Consider the following 18,485-nt stretch of genomic DNA (forward strand, 5'->3'; position numbering starts at 1 on the left):
GTGTGGGGGTGGTGCCCTCCGGCGGGGTGGGAGCGCGCGGGGGCGGCCGCGGTGAGCGCACCGACGGTGGCCAGCGCGGCGGCGGTGGCGAGCGCCGCGGTGACGGCTCTTCGCGGAGCCGGGCGGCGGAAGCGGATCGGCGACATGGTCTCTTTCTGTCGTGTTCTGAACAAGCTAAGGGACGGCAGGTCGCAGCCTAGGGTCAACGCGCGTAGTTGTCAGGGCGTTCGAGTGATTTTCGAGTGACGAGGAGGTTGCCGTCAGAAGGAATCCGCCGCCTTTGTCCTCGTCCGGGCGGCCGCACGGACTGCGCGGTCCGGTTCCGCCGGCGTCCGCCCGGGCCGTCGTGGCGTCTGTGCCGCACCCGGGGCGACCAGGGCGGCGGCGGTCACCGGGCCGCGCGTCCGGCCGGTGCGCTTGCCTTCGGCCTCGAGGGGAACCTGCCCAGGCGACGGCCGGACGCCCGGCTCCCGCGGGGCCCGCGCCGTCCGTGCCCGCGCCCCGGGAGCAATCATCCGAAAGGCTCACCCCGAAAGGTCCTCGACCATGTCGATGAAGGTCTCCGACCACGTCCTCGAGCGCCTGCGCGACTGGGGGGTGGAACATGTCTTCGGCTACCCCGGCGACGGCATCAACGGGCTGCTCGCGGCCTGGGGCCGCGCCGACGACAACCCCCGGTTCATCCAGGCGCGCCACGAGGAGATGTGCGCCTTCGAGGCCGTCGGCTACGCCAAGTTCTCCGGCCGGGCCGGCGTCTGCGCCGCCACGTCCGGCCCCGGCGCCATCCATCTGCTCAACGGCCTGTACGACGCCAAGCTCGACCACGTCCCGGTCGTCGCCGTCGTGGGGCAGACCGACCGCAGCGCCATGGGAAGCTCCTACCAGCAGGAGGTCGACCTGCTCAGCCTCTACAAGGACGTCGCCTCCGACTACGCCGAGATGGTCACCGTCCCCGCGCAGCTGCCCAATGTGATCGACCGGGCGATGCGCACCGCCCTGGCCCGCCGCACGGCGACGGCCGTCGTCATCCCCGCCGATGTGCAGGAACTCGACTACGAGCCGCCCGAGCACGCCTTCAAGATGGTGCCCTCCAGCCTCGGCATGCCGCACTACGCGCCGGTGCCCGCCGAGGACGACCTCACCCGCGCCGCCGAGGTGCTCAACTCCGGGAGGAAGGCCGCCGTCCTCATCGGACAGGGCGCCCGCGGGGCCCGCCGGGAGGTCATGGCGGTCGCCGACCGGCTCGGCGCCGGCGTGGCCAAGGCACTGCTGGGCAAGGACGCCCTGGACGACGACCTGCCGTACGTCACCGGCGCCATCGGCCTGCTGGGCACCCGGCCGTCGTACGAGCTGATGAGGGACTGCGACACCCTCCTCGTGATCGGCTCGTCCTTCCCCTACACGCAGTTCCTGCCGGAGTTCGGCCAGGCGCGGGCCGTGCAGATCGACATCGACCCGCACATGGTCGGCATGCGCTACCCGTTCGAGGTGAACCTCGTCGGCGACGCCCGCGCGACCCTGACCCGGCTGCTGCCGCTGCTCAAGGGGAACCGGGACAAGGGCTGGCGCAGGAAGATCGAGAAGGACACCGCCCGCTGGTGGGAGGTCATGCAGCGGCGCGCCGCCGTCGACGCCGACCCGGTCAACCCCGAGTACGTCGTGCACGCCCTCGACGACCTGCTGCCCGACGACGTGGTCCTCGCCGCGGACTCCGGCTCCGCCGCCAACTGGTACGCCCGCCATCTGCGGCTGCGCGGCGCCATGCGCGGCTCCCTGTCCGGCACACTGGCCACCATGGGCCCCGGGGTGCCGTACGTCATCGGCGCCAAGTTCGCCCACGGCGACCGTCCGGCGATCGCGCTGGTCGGCGACGGGGCGATGCAGATGAACGGCATGGCCGAGCTGATCACCGTCGCCAAGTACTGGCAGGAGTGGAGCGACCCGCGCCTGGTCGTGGCCGTCCTGAACAACCAGGACCTCAACCAGGTCACCTGGGAGATGCGCGCCATGAGCGGCGCCCCGCAGTTCCTGCCCTCCCAGTCCATCCCGGACGTCGCCTACGCCGATTTCGCCCGGCTGATCGGCCTGCACGGCCTGCGGATCGAGAAGCCCGCCGACGTGCGGGACGCCTGGGAGACCGCGCTTTGCTCCGACCGGCCCTGTGTGCTCGACTTCGTCACCGACCCGGCCGTGCCGCCCATCCCGCCGCATGCCGACCTCGGCCAGATCGAGGCCGCCGCGACCGCCGTCCTCAAGGGCGACAGCGACCGCACCGCCATGATCCGCCAGGGGCTCAGGGCCAAGGTGCAGGAGTTCCTGCCCGGCGGGAAGAGCGGCAGGAGCGGCCGGCGCGGCACCTGAGCGCCGCCCCGGCCGCGGAACGGACGGGCACCGCCGTACCCACCGCTCCCGCCGGCGGCGCCCCGAAGCGGAGGGCGTCCTGAGCCGGGACGGCACCACGCCCGCCCTCGCTGCCGCCGCGGCGGCGGGGGCGGCCGTGCGGCGCGGCCTTCCGCGCCGTTCGTGACCCCGGTCTCCGGCCGGACGGAGCGGCGGGAGGGGACACACCGCTGGGGACACACCGCTACGGACGGCGGTCGAGCAGGACCTCCCGGATGACGTGCCGGGCGACACGGGCCATGTGCGGACTGCGGTCGCGGTAGTACGACAGCTCCAGCAGCGCCACCGACAGCGCCCAGCCGCGCCCTCGCGCCCAGGCCGCGTCGTCCACGTCCAGCGCGGCCCGGAAGAGCGGTCGCGCACCGGCCGGCAGCACGTACCACGCCGCGAGGAGGTCGACGGCGGGATCCCCCAGACCCGCACACCCGAAGTCGAGCACGGCGCACAGCCGCCCCCGGGCAAGGAGCAGGTTCCCGGGCTGCAGATCGGCGTGGATCCAGACCGGCGGACCGGTCGGCCCGGGCGCACGCAGCGCCTCCTCCCAGGCCGCGGTGGCCGCGTGGGCGTCCACGGCGCCGTCCAGCTCCGCGATGGCCGTGCGGGTCGCGGCATCCCGCGCGGCCAGCGGCTCACTGCGGTAGGAGGGCGGTCCGCCCGCGGGATCGACCCGGTGCAGTGCGGCGACGAACTCCGCCAGGTCCGCCGCGAGCGCCTCGGGCGCGGTGACGTCGCCCTCCACCGGGACCTCCCCGTCGATCCAGCGGTGCACGGACCAGGGCCACGGGAACCCCTCGGCCGGTGCGCCCCTGCCCAGCGGCGTGGGCACGGGCACCGGGAGCGACGCGGCGAGCCGGGGCAGCCAGGTGTGCTCCTTCTCGACGTCCTCGGCGGCACCGGCGGTGCGGGGGAGGCGTACGACCATGTCCTCGCCGAGCCGGTACAGGGTGTTGGACGTGCCGATGGAATCGATCCGCTCGACGGGAAGCCCCGCCCATCGCGGAAACCGGGCGGCGATCAGCCGCCGTACGAGTGAGGCATCGGTCTCCGGCTCGCCCGGATGCAGGGTGTCGGCGTACATGAGTGGCCATCGAACGGGCCGGTCCTGGGCACGTCAACCCATTTGTGCGGAGGGTGACCCTTCAGCGGTTCACGGGGTTCACGGGGTTCACGGGGGCGGGAAGGCGGTCCCTCACCCGCTCATCAGCACCACCTCCAGCGTGCGCGGTCCGTGCACCCCCTCCACGCGGTCCAGTTCGATGTCACTGGTCGCGGACGGGCCGGAGATCCAGGTGAGCGGACGGCCCGGGACGAGCCGTTCGAGAGCCTGGGGAACGGAGGGGACGACCTGGTCGGGGACGCGCACGACGCAGATGTGGTGGTCGGGGATCAGGGAGATGCGACGGCGGCCCTGGTCGGGTGAGCCGTCGAGCACGATCGTGCCGGTCTCGGCGACGGCGAGCGCGCATCCGGTGAGCACGCTGTCGACGCGGTCCAGCTCATGGGGTGTGCTCTCCGGCCGGTCCGCGACCCGCCGCACATCCGTGTCCGCCAGCCAGGTCTCGTCCAGACCGGGCGGCACCAGCACGGACTTCGCGCCGCGCTCGCCGAGCAGGTGGGCGATCAGCCCGGGAAGCTCCCCGGCGCCGCACCGGTGCACCACCGCCCGGTAGTCCGCCAGGTTCTCGGCCAGCAGGTCCACCAGGTCCTCGGCGCCGCGCTCGTCGTGCTGCCGCAGGTAGTCCCGGCGTACGGCCTGTGCGTACGGCCTGTCGTCCCGCGGTACGTCGGCCAGCGCACGCCGCACCCGGGCCAGGATCCGCTCCTTGCCGTTCACCTGGGGCCCTCCTTGCCGCCATGGGTCCGCTGCCACCAGTCGCGGAAGGGCTCCGCGGGCACCGCAGGCAGATCACGAGTGCCGGTCCAGGCCCGGCCGGGGCCGGGCAGCGAGCGCGGATGGAAGCGGCGGGTACGGGAGACGAACCGCTGGCCGCCGCGCAGGACGCCCGGGCGTGCGAGTGCCCAGCGGGCCGCCCGCATCACCGCGCGTTCGGCGGTGTGCCCCTTCGCGGGCCTGAGCACCACCTTGTTGCCGCCGCGTGTCGCCGGGCCGCCCTGGGCGACCCGCTCCCGCAGGTGCACCAGCACCTCGGGGATGTCGATGGCGACCGGGCACACCTCGTAGCAGGCCCCGCACAGTGAGGACGCGTACGGCAGCGAGGCGTCGATCTCGCTCGCCGTACCGCGCAGCTGGGGGCTGAGGATCGCACCGATCGGCCCCGGGTAGACCGAGCCGTAGGCGTGGCCGCCGGCCCGCTCGTAGACCGGGCAGACGTTCAGGCACGCCGAGCAGCGGATGCAGCGCAGGGCCTGACGGCCCACCTCGTCGGCGAGCGTGTCGGTGCGGCCGTTGTCCAGCAGGACCAGGTGGAAGGCGCTCGGGCCGTCCCCGTCGGTCGTACCGGTCCACATGGACGTGTACGGGTTCATCCGCTCGGCCGTGGAGGAGCGGGGGAGCGTCTGGAGGAAGACCTCCAGGTCCCGCCAGGTCGGCACGATCTTCTCGATGCCGACGACCGAGATCAGTGTCTCGGGCAGGGTCAGGCACATCCGCCCGTTGCCCTCGGACTCCACGACCACCAGGGTGCCGGTCTCGGCGACGACGAAGTTGGCGCCGGAGATGCCCACCTTGGCGCGCAGGAACTTCTCCCGCAGATGCAGCCGGGCCGCCTCGGCGAGCTCGGCGGGCCTGTCCGTCAGACCCTCGGGTGCCGGGCGGCCCCACTTGCCCATCTCGGAGCGGAAGATGTCCCGGATCTCGCCGCGGTTGCGGTGGATCGCGGGAACGAGGATGTGCGAGGGCCGGTCCTTGCCCAGCTGCACGATCAGCTCGGCGAGGTCGGTCTCGTAGGCCCGGATGCCCTCCGCCTCCAGGGCCTCGTTGAGCCCGATCTCCTGCGTGGCCATCGACTTGACCTTGACGACCTCGCGCTGTCCGGTCTCCTTGACCAGATCGGCCACGATCCGGTTGGCCTCCTCGGCGTCGACCGCCCAGTGCACGGTGCCGCCGGCCGCCGTGACCGTCTCCTCGACCTGCTCCAGATAGCGGTCGAGGTGACGCAGGGTGTGGTCCTTGATCTGCTTGCCGGCCTCGCGCAGCGCCGCCCAGTCGGAGACCTCCGCCACCGCCTTGGCCCGCTTGGCGCGGATGGTGTGCGTGGCATGGCGCAGATTGCCGCGCAGGGTCCGGTCGCGCACGGCCTGGTGGGCGGCCCGGGGAAAGGCCGGGAAGTCCGGGGGATCCGGACGGGAGGACGGGGGAGGGCCGGGCGTGCCCGGACGCGTTGTGCTCATGCTGACGGTGCCTCCTCCGTGCTCGCCAGGATCTCCGCGATGTGCACCGGCCGCATGCCCACGCCCAGCCGGGTCATGATGCCGCCGAGGTGCATCAGACACGAGTTGTCGCCCGCGCACAGCACCCTCGCGCCGGTGGACTCGGCGTTGCGCACCTTGTCGGCACCCATCGCCGCCGAGACATCGGGGTTCTTCACCGAGAAGGTGCCGCCGAACCCGCAGCACTCCTCGGCGCCGGGCAGCTCGACCAGCTCCAGCCCCTTCACCGCCCGCAGCAGCCGCCGGGGCCGGTCCCCGAGACCGAGGGCGCGCAGCCCGTGACAGGTCGGGTGGTACGTCACCCGGTGCGGGTAGTACGCCCCCACGTCCGTCACTCCCAGCACGTCCACCAGGAACTCCGTGAGTTCGTACGTCTTCGGCACCACGGGCGCCAGCACCCGCTCCAGTGTGTCGCCGCGTCCCTCGGTCCGCGCCCGCGCGCCCATGCGCGGATACAGCTCCCGCACCATCGCCGCGCACGATCCGGACGGTGTCACGATCGCCTCGTAGTCCCGGAAGACATCGGAGAAGTGCCGGGCCAGCGGCTCCGCCTCGTGCCGGTATCCGGTGTTGTAGTGCGCCTGCCCGCAGCACGTCTGGGCGGTCGGGAAGTCCACGTCCACGCCCAGTCTGGTCAGCAGTTTCACCACAGCGCGTCCGGTGTCCGGGTAGAGCGTGTCGTTGACGCAGGTCAGGAACAGAGCGACACGCATCGCGGCTCCTTGGGTTCGGTCATCGGACGAGTGAAGCCTAGTCAGCCGCACGACGCGACGGGAGACCCCGTCTTGCGGCGTGGCGAGGCGGGCGACCGGCGGGCGGCATCGCTCCCTCCGCCGCCCGTGTCCGCCGGCTCCGTGATCCTCGCGGCCGGAGGAGAAACGGACATGTGCTGGACTGGGACGCGGCCATGATCCCTGTGCCGGCCCCTGTGCCGACCCCTCTGCCCTGGGAGGACCGTTGACCGTCAGTTGCCGTCAGCCCGGCGTCGTCCTCACCGACCGCTTCTTCACCGTGCCGCTCGACCACGACGACCCGGCCGGGGAGACGATCGAGCTCTACGCCCGTGAGGTCGTCGCGAGCGACAAGGCCGGGCAGGACCTGCCCTGGCTGGTCTACCTCCAGGGCGGCCCCGGCTTCGGGGCGAACCGGTTCATCGGCAAGCAGGCCTGGCTCGGCCGGGCCCTGCAGGACTACCGGGTCCTGCTCCTGGACCAGCGGGGCACCGGCCGCTCCACGCCCGCGAACCGGCAGACCCTTCCGCTGCGCGGCGGGCCGGCCGAGCAGGCCGACTACCTCACCCTCTTCCGTGCCGACTCGATCGTCCGCGACTGCGAGGCGATCCGCCCCGAGGTGACCGGCGGCGCCCCCTGGACCGTCCTCGGACAGAGCTTCGGCGGCTTCTGCACGGTGCACTACCTCTCCACGCACCCCGAGGGCCTGGCCGCGGCCCTGATCACCGGCGGCCTGCCCTCCCTGGACGCGCACGCCGACGACGTCTACCGGGCCGCCTACCCGCGCATCGAGCGCAAGGTCGCCGCCCACTACGCCCGCTATCCGCAGGACGTCGACCGCGTCCGCCGTATCGCCGACCACCTCCTCACCCACGACGTGGTGCTCCCGAACGGCTACCGGCTGACCGTCGAGGCCTTCCAGTCCCTCGGTATCATGCTCGGCAACGGCGACGGCAGCCATCGGCTCCACTTCCTCCTCGAACATGCCTTTGTGCGTACCCCGCGGGGGCCGGAACTGTCCGACGCGTTCCAGGAACAGGTCCAGGGGCTGCTGTCGTACGCCGCCCATCCGCTGTACGCGCTCCTCCACGAGGCGATCTACGCCCAGGACGACCGTCCCACCGCCTGGTCGGCCGAGCGGGTCCGCGCCCGGTTCCCGCAGTTCGACGCCGCCAAGGCGCTCGCCGGGGACTCGCCGGTGCTGTTCACCGGCGAGTCCGTGCACCCGTGGACGTTCGACTGCGATCCGGCGCTGCGTCCGCTGCGCGAGACCGCCGAGCTGCTCGCCGCCCGCACCGACTGGCGGCCCCTGTACGACCGCGCCCGCCTCGCCGCCAACGAGGTCCCGGTCGCCGCGGCCGTCTACCACGACGACATGTACGTCGACACCGCCCACGCCCTGGACACCGCCCGCGCGATCCGCGGCCTGCGCACCTGGGTCACCGACGAGTTCGAGCACGACGGCGTACGGGCCGGCGGCCCCCGTGTCCTGGACCGGCTGCTCGCCCTGGTCCGCGACGAGGTCTGACCGCCGCCGGGCGCCGTCCGGGGCCGCCTCGAGGGTCAGGGGGCATCGGCCGGGCCGGACCGGGCCGCTGTCCGGCCGTCCGGCCCCGTCTCCGGGCCGCGAGACGCCGGCTTCCCGGAGCCCTCGGCCCTGCGAGGCGGCGGCGGCCTCCTGGGACGGTGGACGCCGGCCGTTCGGAACGCCGATCCGGCCGGTGCGTCCGGTGCGTCCGGTGCGTTCTTCTCCCGGCCGGTGCTCCTCCCGGCCCGGCCTCGGCCCGGTGCGGCCCGGGGGAGTGCCGGCATCCGGCTGCCCGGATCGCTTTCGCTGCCCGTGCGCCGGGCGGCGCCGGCCCGCGGTGGGTGCGGTGCGACCCGCGTGCGGGTGTGCGCCCCGCGCACACGCGTGCCACCGGAGTGCGCCCGCCCCCACTTTCTCCGCCGACCGCTCTCGTCCGGTTGGCGCGCCCTCCGATCTTCGATAGCTTAGGTAAGCCTTACCTAAGAAGGAGGTTTCGGGATGGGCGACAGCCACACCTGGACGGCGGTGCCCGGAGCGGCGCAGCGGGCGCGGTCCGTGCTCGTTGCCGCGTGGTCCTGCGCGGTGACCGCGGAGGGCGGACGGGAGGACTGCATCGGTGCGCACACCGTGACCGAGGACGGCCGGGTGCTCCTGCGCGTCCCCGAGGACAGCGCCCTGCGCACGGCCGCCGTCTGCGCGCCGCGCGGCGAGCCCTCCGCCGTCCTGGAGTTCGCCGATGTCGCGCCCGTCCCCGTACGCCACCGGATCCGTGCCCGGCTGTGGCTCGCCGGCCGGTTCACCGCCGAGCCGGAGCACCTGGTGTTCCGGCCCACGCGGATCGTGCTGCGGCAGCAGTCCGGCGCGGTGCTGGTCGACATCGACGAGTTCGCCGAGGCCGCCCCCGACCCGCTGGCCGCGGCCGAGGCCCGGCTGCTCACCCACCTCGCCGACGCCCACCCCGAGACGGTGGAACGGCTCGCCCGGCTGATCGGGCCCAGGAGCCTGCACGGCGCGGTGCGGGTACGGCCGCTCGCCGTCGACCGGCACGGACTGACCCTGCGCATCGAGCGCGCCCGCACCCACGGTGACGTACGCCTGCCGTTCCACGCGCCCGCCGACGACGTCGCCCAGCTCACCGAGCGCATGCACGTACTGCTCTCCCAGGCGGACGCCGCCGCCTGCCCGCACGCCCTACAGCGGCAGCGCGCAGACGGCGAGAGGTGAGGCGTACGGCTCGCCCGCCCGGCGCAGCGCACCGCTCGCGCGGTCGACGCGGAAGACGCTCACCGTCCCCGACCTCTGGTTCGCGGCGAACAGCAGCCCGCCGTCCGGGGAGAGGGCGATCTGCCGCGGGAAGTCGCCCGCGACCGGTGTCGTGCCCAGGAGCCTGAGCCGGGCCCCGTCGGCCTCCACGGCATAGCGCGCGAGGCTGTTGTGGCCGCGGTTGGCGAGATAGGCGAACCGTCCGTCGTCGGTGACCAGGAACTGCGCGGGAAAGTTGGTGCCCTCCTCCGCTCCCGTGGACTGCGGTTCGCCGATGGTGAGACGGCCGGTGTCAGGGGCGTAGGCGCAGACGGCGATCGTGTTGTCGACCTCGTTGGCGAGATAGGCGAACCGGCCGCCCGGGTGGAAGGTCAGATGACGGGGGCCGGCACCCGGACGTGTGCGTGCCCGGGCGACCTCGGTGAGCCGGCCCGTGCGGGTGTCCAGACGATAGGTGTGGACCGTGTCGGTGCCGAGGTCCACCGCGAGGACATGGCCGCCGTCCGGGCTGGTGACGACCTGATGGGCGTGCGGTCCCTGTTGTCCCGGTCCGGGCGGACCGGAGTGCGTCACCAGATCGGTGCGCTCGCCCAGCGCCCCCGAGTCGTCGATCGGATGCACGGCGACACTGCCGGAGGTGTAGTTCGCGCTGAGCAGCCAGCGCCCCGTCGGATGCACGGAGAGATGGCAGGGCCCCGCCCCACCGGTGCTCCGTGCGCCCAGGATCCTCCGGTCGGCGAGCCGTATGGCGGTCACTTTGCCGTCCTGGCCCTCGCAGACCGCGTACAGCGTCCGGCCGTCCGGGTGCACGGCGAGGTACGACGGGTCGGTGACACCGGTGAGGGTGCCCCGGCCGGTGACGGCTCCCGTCGCCGGGTCGTACACCGCCAGGCCGATGCCGGTCCCGCCGCCCTCGGCGGAGGTGTAGGTGCCGAGGTAGAGCGGCCGGGGGCCGGACGGCTGCCCCGTGCTTTCCGGAAAGGCCGGTGCGGTCGCCGGTCCGGTCGCGGATCCGCCCGCCGGCGCGGGACCGGAGGCGGAGGGACCGGAGGGGGAACCGGACGGAGCCGGAGAACACGCCGGGACCGCGGTCATGGCGGCGGCCGTCGTCACGGCCCCCATGAACCGGCGTCTGCTCCACCTCCCCCCGCTCTGCCGGCCTTCCCCGGACACGTGGTTCCTCCCCGGCGAAAGGAACGTCCGCCGCGGCACTCCCGCCCCATTGATCATGCCCGCACTGTACGGCTTCCCGGGAAGAACGCCCATGGCCTCCTCGGAAAACGCCCATGGCCTCCTCGGAAGGAGCGCTCACGAGGAACGGTGCGCCGCGTCCTCGTCGGAACGGCGCCGCAGCTTCAGCGGCCTTCCCAGCCGGTCCGCGAAACCGGTCAGACGGGAGCGGCGTTCCCGCTGCGCCCGGGTGTGCCGGTCCAGCTCCTCCAGAAGGCGGTGCGAGCGGTGCTCGACGTCCATCTCGTCGATCATGCGGTTGACCTCGGTCAGCACCGCCCCGTACAGCTGCCAGTGGCTCGTGTCCTGCCGAACCTCCTTCAGCAGCAGCTGCGCCAGCTTGTCACGGGTGGTCGCGGCCTGCCGCAACTCGGCGGCGAGCCGGTCCTCGGCCGACGCGGCGCTCTGGCTGACGTCCGTGGTGACCAGCACCGCGAAGCTGACCACCGCATCGGCGATCTCCTGCAGCAGCTGCTGCACCAGCGCACCCATCTGCGACGAGAACAGCGGCTCGGGCTCCCGCTGCTTGGCCAGGTCGGTGAAGGTGCGCGCGAGCACCCGCAGCACGACCGTGCAGATCTCCAGCGTGTCCAGCCCGGTGCGCAGCACCACCCGGTGCAGCAGGCCGTCACGGACCCGCGGATTGAGCCGGAGGCTGTCCTCGGCCTGCCGCAGGGCGGCGTCCACGGCGGAGATGTCGTGGTCCAGCCGGCGTGCCTCGTGCAGTCGTTCGGCCGCGAGCCTGGCCGGCGGGGCACCCGCCGCCTGCTCCCCCATCCGCAGCATCAACTGCCGCATCCGGCGTGCCAGGCCCTCGATCGACTCGCCCGCCTCGTCGGTCCACACCGGAGGGGCGAGCAGCAGATTGCAGCCGAGACCGACCGTCGCGCCGATCAGCGTCTCCACGACCCGCAGCCACGCCGAATGGCCCACGGAGGTCGCACCACTGCCCATGGCGGTCACTCCGAGGACCAGCATGGCGCTGATCGCCACTTCGGGCACGAACTCGTCGACCCGCACCAGATGTCCGACCGCCAGCGCGGCCAGGACCACCAGGGCGAGGCTCCACCAGGTCAGGCCCACCAGGAGGGAGAAGACGCTGGCGACGAGCACGCCGGCCACCACGGAGTTCACCCGGCGGAAGCTGGTGGTCAGCGTGGCGTAGAGAGTCACCTGGACCACGAGCAGCGCCGTCAGCGGGGCGGTCAGCGGGGCGGGCTCCGGACTCACCCGCAGTGCGATCACGTATGCGATCGTCGCCGCGATGGTGGAACGCAACGCCTGGACGACCAAGGGGTCCCGGTGACGTCTCATCAGCCGGGCGAGGATCGATGGCCACTCACGTACATCTCGCATTTTTGCGCTGTTCCCCCTACGCCGACGGGGCGAACACAGTTTCGCATGTGGCCGTGCGCCGGTGTCAGGCCCGCAGCTTGTCCAGGAAGGCCGCCAGGTTGTTCCTCGTCCGGGCGATCCGCTCCTCCAGGGTAAGGCTCTCCTCGACACGGACCGTGGACGAGGGGACCTTCCTGCCGCGCACGTAGAGGGAGCAGGCGAGGTCCGTGCACACGTACACACCGACCGAGTTGCCCTCTCGGCCCGCCGCTCCCGTCTTGCGGGCGGTCATCAGCGAGACCCCGCCGCCGGGATGGGTGGTCAGGCACAGCGAGCACAGGCTGCGGTGCAGAAAGCCGCGCTGCGAGGGGGAGGAGCGCAGGACGACCCCCACCAGGCGGCCTTCCTGTTCGGTGACCAGACAGCTGCGGTCGGGTGCCCCCGGATCGCGCCAGCCCAGGAAGTCCAGGTCGTCCCAGGGGAGCTCGTCGAGGTCCCGGGGGACGGCCAGGCGTTTGGCCTCGCCCTTGGTGCAGTTGATGAATGAGGCACGTATGTCCTGTTCGGTCGGTTGCTTCATGGGAGTCTCCCAAGCGGCAGAGTTGGTTGCCTAAAGATATTAGGTGTTCGCCTATGCTAAGCAGGGCTCTCGAGGAGGGGCCAATGGATATTTCCGAAGGCGCACCCTCCCGACCGGCCTCGGAGGCAGGAGGAGACGGGGACGGAAGCAGGAGGCAGGGACAGAAACAGGCAGAGGCAGAGGCAGAGACAAGGGAGGCAGAGGGCGGGCGCAGTGGCCCCGGCGGAGACGGGCACGAGGGGCCGGCGCAGGCAGCCCCGCCGCGTCACCGGTGCTCGGTGCGACAGTCCCGGACGGCTCCGTCGCCCGTACGCCGCCCGCCGGCTTCCTCACCCGCCGCGGTCGCAGCGCGGGCCCGAAGCCGCGAACCTCGCCTCCCGCACGGCGGGCGGCCCCGGAGGAACACCGGCCCCGGATGTATTGACCCGCGGGGAGACCGGGCGTTGGATCATGGGGCGGCGGCTCCCGCCGCGGCGTCCGAAGGGGTAGGCAAGGGGTGTTCCATGGCTCATGACATCGTCGGTGTCCGCGCGCAGTTTCCCGCGCTGAAGTCCGGCTGGGCCCAGTTCGACGGACCGGGCGGAACCCAGACACCGCAGCCCGTCATCGACGCCGTCGCCGAGGCGCTGACCGGTCCGCTGTCCAACCGGGGACTCGGCACCCTGGGGGAGCGCAATGCCGAGGCCTGCGTCGACGACGCCCGCCGGGCCATGGCGGACCTGCTGGGCGCCGAGCCGTCCGGGATCGTCTTCGGACGCAGTGCGACCCAGTTGACGTACGACTTCTCCCGCACCCTGGCCAGGACCTGGTCACCGGGCGACGAGGTGGTCGTGACCCGGCTCGACCACGACGCCAACATCCGGCCCTGGATCCAGGCCGCCGAAGCCGTGGGAGCGGTCGTCCGCTGGGCCGACTTCGACCCGGAGAGCGGTGAGCTGACCCCGCAGCACATCGAGGCCCGGCTGTCCGACCGCACCCGGCTGGTCGCGGTCACCGCCGCCTCCAACCTGATCGGCACCCGCCCGGACGTTCCCGCGATCGCCGCCCTGGCCCATGAGCGCGGCGCCCTGCTGTATGTCGACGGGGTGCACTACACCGCCCACGCCGCGGTCGACCTCGCGCGTCTGGGCGCGGACTTCTTCATCTGCTCCCCGTACAAGTTCCTCGGCCCCCACCTCGGCGTCCTGGCGAGCCGCCCGGAGCTGCTCGGCACCCTGCGCCCGGACAAGCTGCTGCCCTCGCCCGACGTGGTTCCCGAGCGGTTCGAGCTCGGCACCCTGCCCTACGAGCTGCTGGCCGGCACCCGGGCCGCCGTGGACTTCCTCGCCGGGATGGACCCCGGGGCGCGCGGCACCCGCCGGGAACGGCTCCTCACCTCCCTCGGCTCGCTCGAGCACCACGAGGACGCCCTGCGCCGCCGCGTCGAGGAGGGGTTGTCCCGTCTGCCGGGGATCACCGTGCACTCGCGTGCCGCCGAGCGCACTCCGACCCTGCTGCTGACCTTCGAGGGCCGCAGCACCGTCGACGCCTACCGGTATCTGGCCGACCGCGCGGTCGCGGCGCCCTCGGGCGCGTTCTACGCCCTGGAGGCCTCCCGGCGGCTCGGCCTCGGCGACGCGGGCGGGCTGCGCATCGGGCTGGCGCCCTACACGAACGAGGAGGACGTCGACCGGCTGCTGGAGGGGCTGGCGGACTTCCTGCGGACGGCGCCGTAGACCCGGGGGCGCCGTAGACCCGGGCGGTTCCGCGTCCCCGCCCGAGGAGCACGACGTCTCCCTTCACGCCCCTCCTTCCACGCACATGCGGCGCCCCACCGCATCGGCGGGGCGCCGCATGTGCGTGGACCGGCGAACGACCGGAAGAGGCCGGCGCGACCGCTCCGCGGCTTCGGGCCGTCGCGCGGAGCCTTCGGCCGGTGGCCGGACGGACGAGCCGCGCCCGGCCCTCGTGTCCCCTGTCCCCGGGGAAGGGCAGTGGTGTCCCGGGGCGGTTGCCCCCGAAGGAGGCGGCGGGTGATGTCCCGTCAGGGCTTGCGGGCCACACCGCCGTAGATGTCCGTGGGCTCGGGCGTGGTGCCGGGCTCGGGACGCCACAGCGGGCAGGAGACGATGCCGGGCTCGAGCAGTTCGAGACCCTCGTAGTAGGCGGCGAGCTGTTCCGGGCTGCGCAGCACGTACGGGACGGCGCCGGTGTCGTCGTAGGCCTGCTGGGCCTCCTTGAGCGCCTCGTTGGTGTCGGTGCTGTCGTAGTGCACGAAATAGCTGCCGGAGGGCAGGGCCGCCAGGAGCCGGCGGACGATCGACTTCGCCTCCTCGTAGTCCTGGATGTGCCCGAGGATGCCCATCAGCATCAGGGCCACCGGCTGCTCGAAGTCGAGGAACTTCGCCGCCTCCTCGAGGATCCGCTCCGGGTCGTGCAGATCCGCGTCGATGTACTCGGTCAGTCCCTCGGGGGTGCTGGTGAGCAGGGCCTGGGCGTGGCGCAGCACCAGCGGGTCGTTGTCGACGTAGACGATCCGCGACGTGGGGGCGATGCGCTGGGCGACCTGGTGGGTGTTGTCGTACGTCGGCAGTCCGGTGCCGATGTCGAGGAACTGCCGGATGCCCAGCTCGCCGGCCACATGGGTCACGGCGCGGATCAGGTACTGGCGGGAGGCGCGGGCCATGGTCTCGATGGTGGGCGCGTGCTTCCGGTAGGCGTCGCCCGCGATCCGGTCGACCTCGTAGTTGTCCTTGCCGCCCATCCAGTAGTTCCAGATACGGGCCGAGTGCGGCACCGTGGTGTCGATCTTGGCCAGGGCGTCCTGGTCCGGGGTGCGCTCGCCGTCTGTCATGGGGCCTCCTGCCGTACGTTCCCTCGTCCGGTCTCCAACGTAGCGTCAATGTCCTCACGCGACCCGTGAGTTCATAAGGATCTGGACAAGCCGGGGGCGGCCGGAGCGGTCCGGCCGCCCCCGGGTCCGGAGGCGGTCCGGGCTCAGTCGACGAGGAAGTCCGCCAGACCGGCCTTGGCGCCCCGGAGGAAGGCGATCATCTCGTCCCGGCTGTAGACCAGCGCCGGACCCTCGGGATCCGTGGACTGGCGGAGGGCGACGCGGCCGTCGGGCAGGCGTTTCGCCTCCACGCAGGAACCGCCGTTGGTGCCGCTCCAGGGCTTGTGCCAGCCCTCGGTGCCCAGGTCGCGTGCGGACATGCCGTTGCGGATGGGGCCGTTGGATGCCATGGGTCACAACTCCTTACGCAGTTCGCTCAGGATGTCCCTGGTCCGGGCGATCGGTTCCGCCTGCACGGACATCCGGTCCAGAACTTCGAGATACGTCACGACGTCCTCCGGCCGGTCGTAGTACACCGATCCCGCGAGGTTCTCGGTGTAGACGATGTCGGGCAGCTCGGAGAAGCCGAAGCGGAAGTAGTGGAAGGGACCGTAGGCGCCGGGATGGGCCCCCGCGGAGAAGCGCATGATCTGTATGCGGACCTTCGGCAGGTCCAATGCCTCGATGAGCCGGTCCAGTTGGGCCCGCATCACCTCGGCACCGCCGACGGGACGGCGCAGCACCGTCTCGTCCAGGATGGCCCACACCGCCGGGGCGTCCGGCTTGGCGAGCAGGTCCTGACGCCTGAGGCGCAGGTCCACACGCCGGGCTATCTCCTCCTTCGACTCGTTGGGAAAGCCGATCCGCATGAGCGCGGTGGCGTAGTCGTGGGTCTGCAACAGCCCCGGCACGTAGTGGGGTTCGTAGAGGCGGATGACGCTGGCTTCGCTCTCCAGGCTCACATACGCCTTGAACCACTCCGGCAGTACGTCGCGGTACTTGTACCACCAGCCGGGCTTGTTGGCCTCCCTGGCCAGGCTGACGAAATCCTCGATCTCCGACGCCGGGACGCCGTAGGTGCGCAGCAGCTCCCTGACGTACGGGATGCGCAGGCCGACCTCGGCCTTCTCCATCCGCCGGACCGTCAGGGGGGTGACCTCGATGACCCGTGCCGCATCCTCGAAGGACACCCCGGCCTGCTCCCGCAGTTGTCGCAGGCGCTTGCCCAGGACCATGCGCAGGACGGTGGGCGCGCTGCCGCCAGAGCGGTTCTCCTTCACCTTCTGCCTCCCGGAGCGGCCGTCACAGCGTGCAGTGTGCCATGTCGTCGGCGACACAGACAGGGTGAAGTCAAGCGTTCTGAAATTATCAGAACGCAGGTTGCGAGCTGAGTGTGTCCGAGACCATAGTGACCGAGGGAGCAGCCGCACGCCGCCCGTCGGAACGGACACCCGCGCGAGCAACCGACCGCGGGGAGAACGGAACTGACGTTCCAGTGGATGCGGCGGCCCCGGCCGCACACGACCGCGAGGCGAGACCTGGATGGCCACCGTGACCGATGGACAGTCGAGGAGTTCCAGGACAGCCCACCTCGTCACCGAGGACTGTCCGTTCGGTCGCGCGCCCACGGTCCCCTGCTCGTCCGCCAGGACCACCGGGCCCGCCGTGGACAGGACCCTCCTGCTGTGCTCCACCGTGCCCGCCGAGCCCTCCTGGGCGGCGACCGTACGACGGCTGGTCGCCGAGCGCCTCACGGACCTTCCGCTCTCCGCGGACCAGCGCGACGACGCGGTGCTGGCGACGGACGAACTGTTCGCCAACGCCGTCCAGCACGCGAGCGCCGGCCCGTGCGACACGGTCACGGTCACCGTCGAGTGGAACGCGCGCACACTCCGTGTCACGGTCGCCGACCGCTCGCCCCTGCCTCCCCCGCGCCCGCACCCGGTGGACGTCACCGCGGAGTCCGGGCGCGGCCTGGCCATCGTGGCCGCCCTGGCCGACGACTGGGGCATGGCACCGCCCGAACCGGGCGGCCGGGGCAAGAGAGTCTGGTTCACGTTACGACGCCGGAGCACAGCACGATGAAGGGCACCCCGCACCACCACGTCGGCGAACCGACGAGCCCCTCCGCGCCGTCCCCGTCGGACCGGGGGACCGAGACCCTCGTGGACGAGCCGGTCACCACGCCGCTGTCGCCGCAGCTCGCCTCGGCCATCGCGACCGAACTGCTGCGCCGGGCCGAGGAGGACCGGGAACTGATGCGCGAGGCCGCCACCGCGCCGTCCGCGGAGCGCAGACGACGGGTCGCCCGGTGCCACCGGGACAACGCCGAGGCGCTCGCCGCGGTCGTGCGCCGGTACGGCTGGCCGACGGCCGACCTGGTCGGTGAGCCGGCCTCGACGGCGGCGCTGATGATCCTGCTGCACGCCCCCGATCTGGACTTCCGGCTGCGGTGCCGGGACCTGATCGCACAGGCCACGGCGGACGGCCGCTGCCCCGCGGTGCACTTCGCCTACATCGCCGACCACTGCGCCGTGGAACAGGGCGAGCCGCAGTACTACGGGACACGGATCAACCCCGCGACCCTCCGCCCGTACCCCGTGCGCCGGCCGCAGACCCTCGACGAGCGGCGCCAGGACGTCGGCCTCGGCCCGCTGGAGGAGCAGATGCGGGCACTGCGCCTGCACGGCTGACCCCGCCGCCCGCGCCTTCGCACCGGCCGCCTCGGCAGCCGCCAGGTTTCGGGGATCACCGGCACGGTACTCGCGCGTCGTCCCGACCACGCCCGGGAGGAGCCGGGGGAGACCGAGGGGGAACCACGGGGCGGCCGGGGGAGAGCCGAGGAAGAAGGGAGTACGCCGTGACCGGTCACCGCGGTGGGACACCCGGTGGGAACGGCGCGCCCGTTCCCCGGGATCCGCCGGACCAGCAGGTCGGCGCCGGTGAGGACCCCTGGGAGGTCGCCCTGGCCCCGGAGTGGACCGGGTCCGACGCGGCCGGCGAGGCCGCCGACGAGGGGGAGGGCGCCGCCGACGCCGATGTCCCCGACACCGACGAGGCGGGCACCGGACGGCGGAGCGCCTCGCGCGCCGACACCGCGTCGCCCGACCGCGAGCCGTCCGAACAGCCCGTGCCGGACGAGCCCTCCGACTGAGCCGGAGGAGCCCTCCGGCCGGCACGGGCCGGCGGACGGCCGGACGCGGGCCGGGACGCGGC

17 protein-coding genes are annotated in these 18,485 nt (G+C 72.6%); 7 read left to right on the forward strand and 10 right to left on the reverse strand.

Annotated features, from left to right (window positions below; translation table 11 throughout):
* Nucleotides 1-546 precede the first annotated feature (546 nt).
* Complete coding sequence (locus CCN35_RS03135; RefSeq protein ID WP_086791436.1) at nt 547-2,361, forward strand: thiamine pyrophosphate-requiring protein; 1,815 nt, start codon at nt 547-549, stop codon at nt 2,359-2,361.
* A gap of 223 nt (nt 2,362-2,584) precedes the next feature.
* On the opposite strand, the gene CCN35_RS03140 is transcribed toward CCN35_RS03135, so the two are convergent.
* The 4 genes from CCN35_RS03140 to CCN35_RS03155 form a co-directional block, all read right to left on the reverse strand.
* Nucleotides 2,585-3,478 (reverse strand): aminoglycoside phosphotransferase family protein, encoded by an 894-nt coding sequence (locus CCN35_RS03140; protein WP_086791437.1) that lies wholly within the window; start codon nt 3,476-3,478, stop codon nt 2,585-2,587.
* A 111-nt stretch (nt 3,479-3,589) separates the two neighbouring features.
* Nucleotides 3,590-4,234 carry a LutC/YkgG family protein gene (locus CCN35_RS03145; RefSeq protein ID WP_067388654.1) on the reverse strand — a complete coding sequence of 215 codons (645 nt, stop codon included), beginning with the start codon at nt 4,232-4,234 and terminating at the stop codon, nt 3,590-3,592.
* Nucleotides 4,231-5,751 (reverse strand): LutB/LldF family L-lactate oxidation iron-sulfur protein, encoded by a 1,521-nt coding sequence (locus CCN35_RS03150; RefSeq protein WP_245862993.1) that lies wholly within the window; start codon nt 5,749-5,751, stop codon nt 4,231-4,233. The genes CCN35_RS03145 and CCN35_RS03150 overlap by 4 nt, the downstream gene beginning before the upstream one ends.
* Nucleotides 5,748-6,503 carry a (Fe-S)-binding protein gene (locus tag CCN35_RS03155; RefSeq protein WP_067388658.1) on the reverse strand — a complete coding sequence of 252 codons (756 nt, stop codon included), beginning with the start codon at nt 6,501-6,503 and terminating at the stop codon, nt 5,748-5,750. The genes CCN35_RS03150 and CCN35_RS03155 overlap by 4 nt, the downstream gene beginning before the upstream one ends.
* 244 nt (nt 6,504-6,747) lie before the next feature.
* Here CCN35_RS03155 and CCN35_RS03160 point away from each other — a divergent pair, with 244 nt between their 5' ends.
* Together CCN35_RS03160 and CCN35_RS03165 are read left to right on the forward strand one after the other, a co-directional pair.
* On the forward strand, nt 6,748-8,049 hold the full coding sequence (locus CCN35_RS03160) for an alpha/beta fold hydrolase (protein ID WP_067388661.1): 1,302 nt from the start codon (nt 6,748-6,750) through the stop codon (nt 8,047-8,049).
* A gap of 498 nt (nt 8,050-8,547) precedes the next feature.
* The gene (locus CCN35_RS03165) at nt 8,548-9,273 is read left to right on the forward strand and encodes a DUF2470 domain-containing protein (protein ID WP_067388663.1); all 726 of its coding nucleotides are present in this window, start codon (nt 8,548-8,550) and stop codon (nt 9,271-9,273) included.
* Here the strand turns inward: CCN35_RS03165 and CCN35_RS03170 are convergent.
* The 3 genes from CCN35_RS03170 to CCN35_RS03180 all read right to left on the reverse strand — a co-directional run bounded on the left by CCN35_RS03170 (nt 9,241) and on the right by CCN35_RS03180 (nt 12,457).
* Nucleotides 9,241-10,434, reverse strand: coding sequence for a lactonase family protein (locus CCN35_RS03170; RefSeq protein WP_211285484.1), 1,194 nt, complete (start codon nt 10,432-10,434; stop codon nt 9,241-9,243). The two genes, CCN35_RS03165 and CCN35_RS03170, sit on opposite strands and share 33 nt — an antisense overlap.
* A gap of 186 nt (nt 10,435-10,620) precedes the next feature.
* The gene (locus tag CCN35_RS03175; RefSeq protein ID WP_086791438.1) at nt 10,621-11,898 is read right to left on the reverse strand and encodes an FUSC family protein; all 1,278 of its coding nucleotides are present in this window, start codon (nt 11,896-11,898) and stop codon (nt 10,621-10,623) included.
* A gap of 64 nt (nt 11,899-11,962) precedes the next feature.
* Nucleotides 11,963-12,457 carry an FBP domain-containing protein gene (locus CCN35_RS03180; RefSeq protein ID WP_067388671.1) on the reverse strand — a complete coding sequence of 165 codons (495 nt, stop codon included), beginning with the start codon at nt 12,455-12,457 and terminating at the stop codon, nt 11,963-11,965.
* Nucleotides 12,458-12,960: 503 nt separating this feature from the next.
* On the opposite strand from CCN35_RS03180, the gene CCN35_RS03185 reads away from it, so the two are divergent.
* Nucleotides 12,961-14,172, forward strand: a complete 1,212-nt coding sequence (locus CCN35_RS03185) for a cysteine desulfurase-like protein (protein ID WP_086791440.1) — start codon at nt 12,961-12,963, stop codon at nt 14,170-14,172.
* Nucleotides 14,173-14,480: 308 nt separating this feature from the next.
* On the opposite strand, the gene CCN35_RS03190 is transcribed toward CCN35_RS03185, so the two are convergent.
* The 3 genes from CCN35_RS03190 to CCN35_RS03200 form a co-directional block, all read right to left on the reverse strand.
* The gene (locus CCN35_RS03190) at nt 14,481-15,290 is read right to left on the reverse strand and encodes an SAM-dependent methyltransferase (RefSeq protein ID WP_067388675.1); all 810 of its coding nucleotides are present in this window, start codon (nt 15,288-15,290) and stop codon (nt 14,481-14,483) included.
* Nucleotides 15,291-15,433: 143 nt separating this feature from the next.
* Nucleotides 15,434-15,679 carry a DUF397 domain-containing protein gene (locus CCN35_RS03195; protein ID WP_086791442.1) on the reverse strand — a complete coding sequence of 82 codons (246 nt, stop codon included), beginning with the start codon at nt 15,677-15,679 and terminating at the stop codon, nt 15,434-15,436.
* Between the two features lie 3 nt (nt 15,680-15,682).
* A complete protein-coding gene (locus CCN35_RS03200) occupies nt 15,683-16,504 on the reverse strand; it encodes a helix-turn-helix domain-containing protein (protein WP_067388852.1) in 822 nt (273 codons plus the stop codon).
* 430 nt (nt 16,505-16,934) lie between these two features.
* Here CCN35_RS03200 and CCN35_RS03205 point away from each other — a divergent pair, with 430 nt between their 5' ends.
* The 3 genes from CCN35_RS03205 to CCN35_RS03215 all read left to right on the forward strand — a co-directional run bounded on the left by CCN35_RS03205 (nt 16,935) and on the right by CCN35_RS03215 (nt 18,423).
* Nucleotides 16,935-17,354, forward strand: coding sequence for an ATP-binding protein (locus CCN35_RS03205; protein ID WP_236560527.1), 420 nt, complete (start codon nt 16,935-16,937; stop codon nt 17,352-17,354).
* Nucleotides 17,351-17,962: a DUF6624 domain-containing protein gene (locus tag CCN35_RS03210; protein WP_328587076.1), complete on the forward strand. Its 612-nt coding sequence runs from the start codon at nt 17,351-17,353 to the stop codon at nt 17,960-17,962. The genes CCN35_RS03205 and CCN35_RS03210 overlap by 4 nt, the downstream gene beginning before the upstream one ends.
* Before the next feature lie 167 nt (nt 17,963-18,129).
* The gene (locus CCN35_RS03215) at nt 18,130-18,423 is read left to right on the forward strand and encodes a hypothetical protein (protein WP_067388679.1); all 294 of its coding nucleotides are present in this window, start codon (nt 18,130-18,132) and stop codon (nt 18,421-18,423) included.
* Nucleotides 18,424-18,485: the final 62 nt, after the last annotated feature.

This window comes from Streptomyces thermovulgaris, assembly GCF_002155915.1.
GTDB classification, from domain to species: Bacteria; Actinomycetota; Actinomycetes; order Streptomycetales; family Streptomycetaceae; genus Streptomyces; species Streptomyces thermovulgaris.

What these genes read in the sequence shown, in the direction of transcription:
- CCN35_RS03135 (WP_086791436.1), top strand. Translation starts at nt 547, where the DNA reads ATGTCGATGAAGGTCTCCGACCACGTCCTCGAGCGCCTGCGCGACTGG.
- CCN35_RS03140 (WP_086791437.1), bottom strand. Translation starts at nt 3,478, where the DNA reads ATGTACGCCGACACCCTGCATCCGGGCGAGCCGGAGACCGATGCCTCA.
- CCN35_RS03150 (WP_245862993.1), bottom strand. Translation starts at nt 5,751, where the DNA reads ATGAGCACAACGCGTCCGGGCACGCCCGGCCCTCCCCCGTCCTCCCGT.
- CCN35_RS03155 (WP_067388658.1), bottom strand. Translation starts at nt 6,503, where the DNA reads ATGCGTGTCGCTCTGTTCCTGACCTGCGTCAACGACACGCTCTACCCG.
- CCN35_RS03165 (WP_067388663.1), top strand. Translation starts at nt 8,548, where the DNA reads ATGGGCGACAGCCACACCTGGACGGCGGTGCCCGGAGCGGCGCAGCGG.
- CCN35_RS03170 (WP_211285484.1), bottom strand. Translation starts at nt 10,434, where the DNA reads ATGGGGGCCGTGACGACGGCCGCCGCCATGACCGCGGTCCCGGCGTGT.
- CCN35_RS03175 (WP_086791438.1), bottom strand. Translation starts at nt 11,898, where the DNA reads ATGCGAGATGTACGTGAGTGGCCATCGATCCTCGCCCGGCTGATGAGA.
- CCN35_RS03180 (WP_067388671.1), bottom strand. Translation starts at nt 12,457, where the DNA reads ATGAAGCAACCGACCGAACAGGACATACGTGCCTCATTCATCAACTGC.
- CCN35_RS03185 (WP_086791440.1), top strand. Translation starts at nt 12,961, where the DNA reads ATGGCTCATGACATCGTCGGTGTCCGCGCGCAGTTTCCCGCGCTGAAG.
- CCN35_RS03190 (WP_067388675.1), bottom strand. Translation starts at nt 15,290, where the DNA reads ATGACAGACGGCGAGCGCACCCCGGACCAGGACGCCCTGGCCAAGATC.
- CCN35_RS03195 (WP_086791442.1), bottom strand. Translation starts at nt 15,679, where the DNA reads ATGGCATCCAACGGCCCCATCCGCAACGGCATGTCCGCACGCGACCTG.
- CCN35_RS03200 (WP_067388852.1), bottom strand. Translation starts at nt 16,504, where the DNA reads ATGGTCCTGGGCAAGCGCCTGCGACAACTGCGGGAGCAGGCCGGGGTG.
- CCN35_RS03210 (WP_328587076.1), top strand. Translation starts at nt 17,351, where the DNA reads ATGAAGGGCACCCCGCACCACCACGTCGGCGAACCGACGAGCCCCTCC.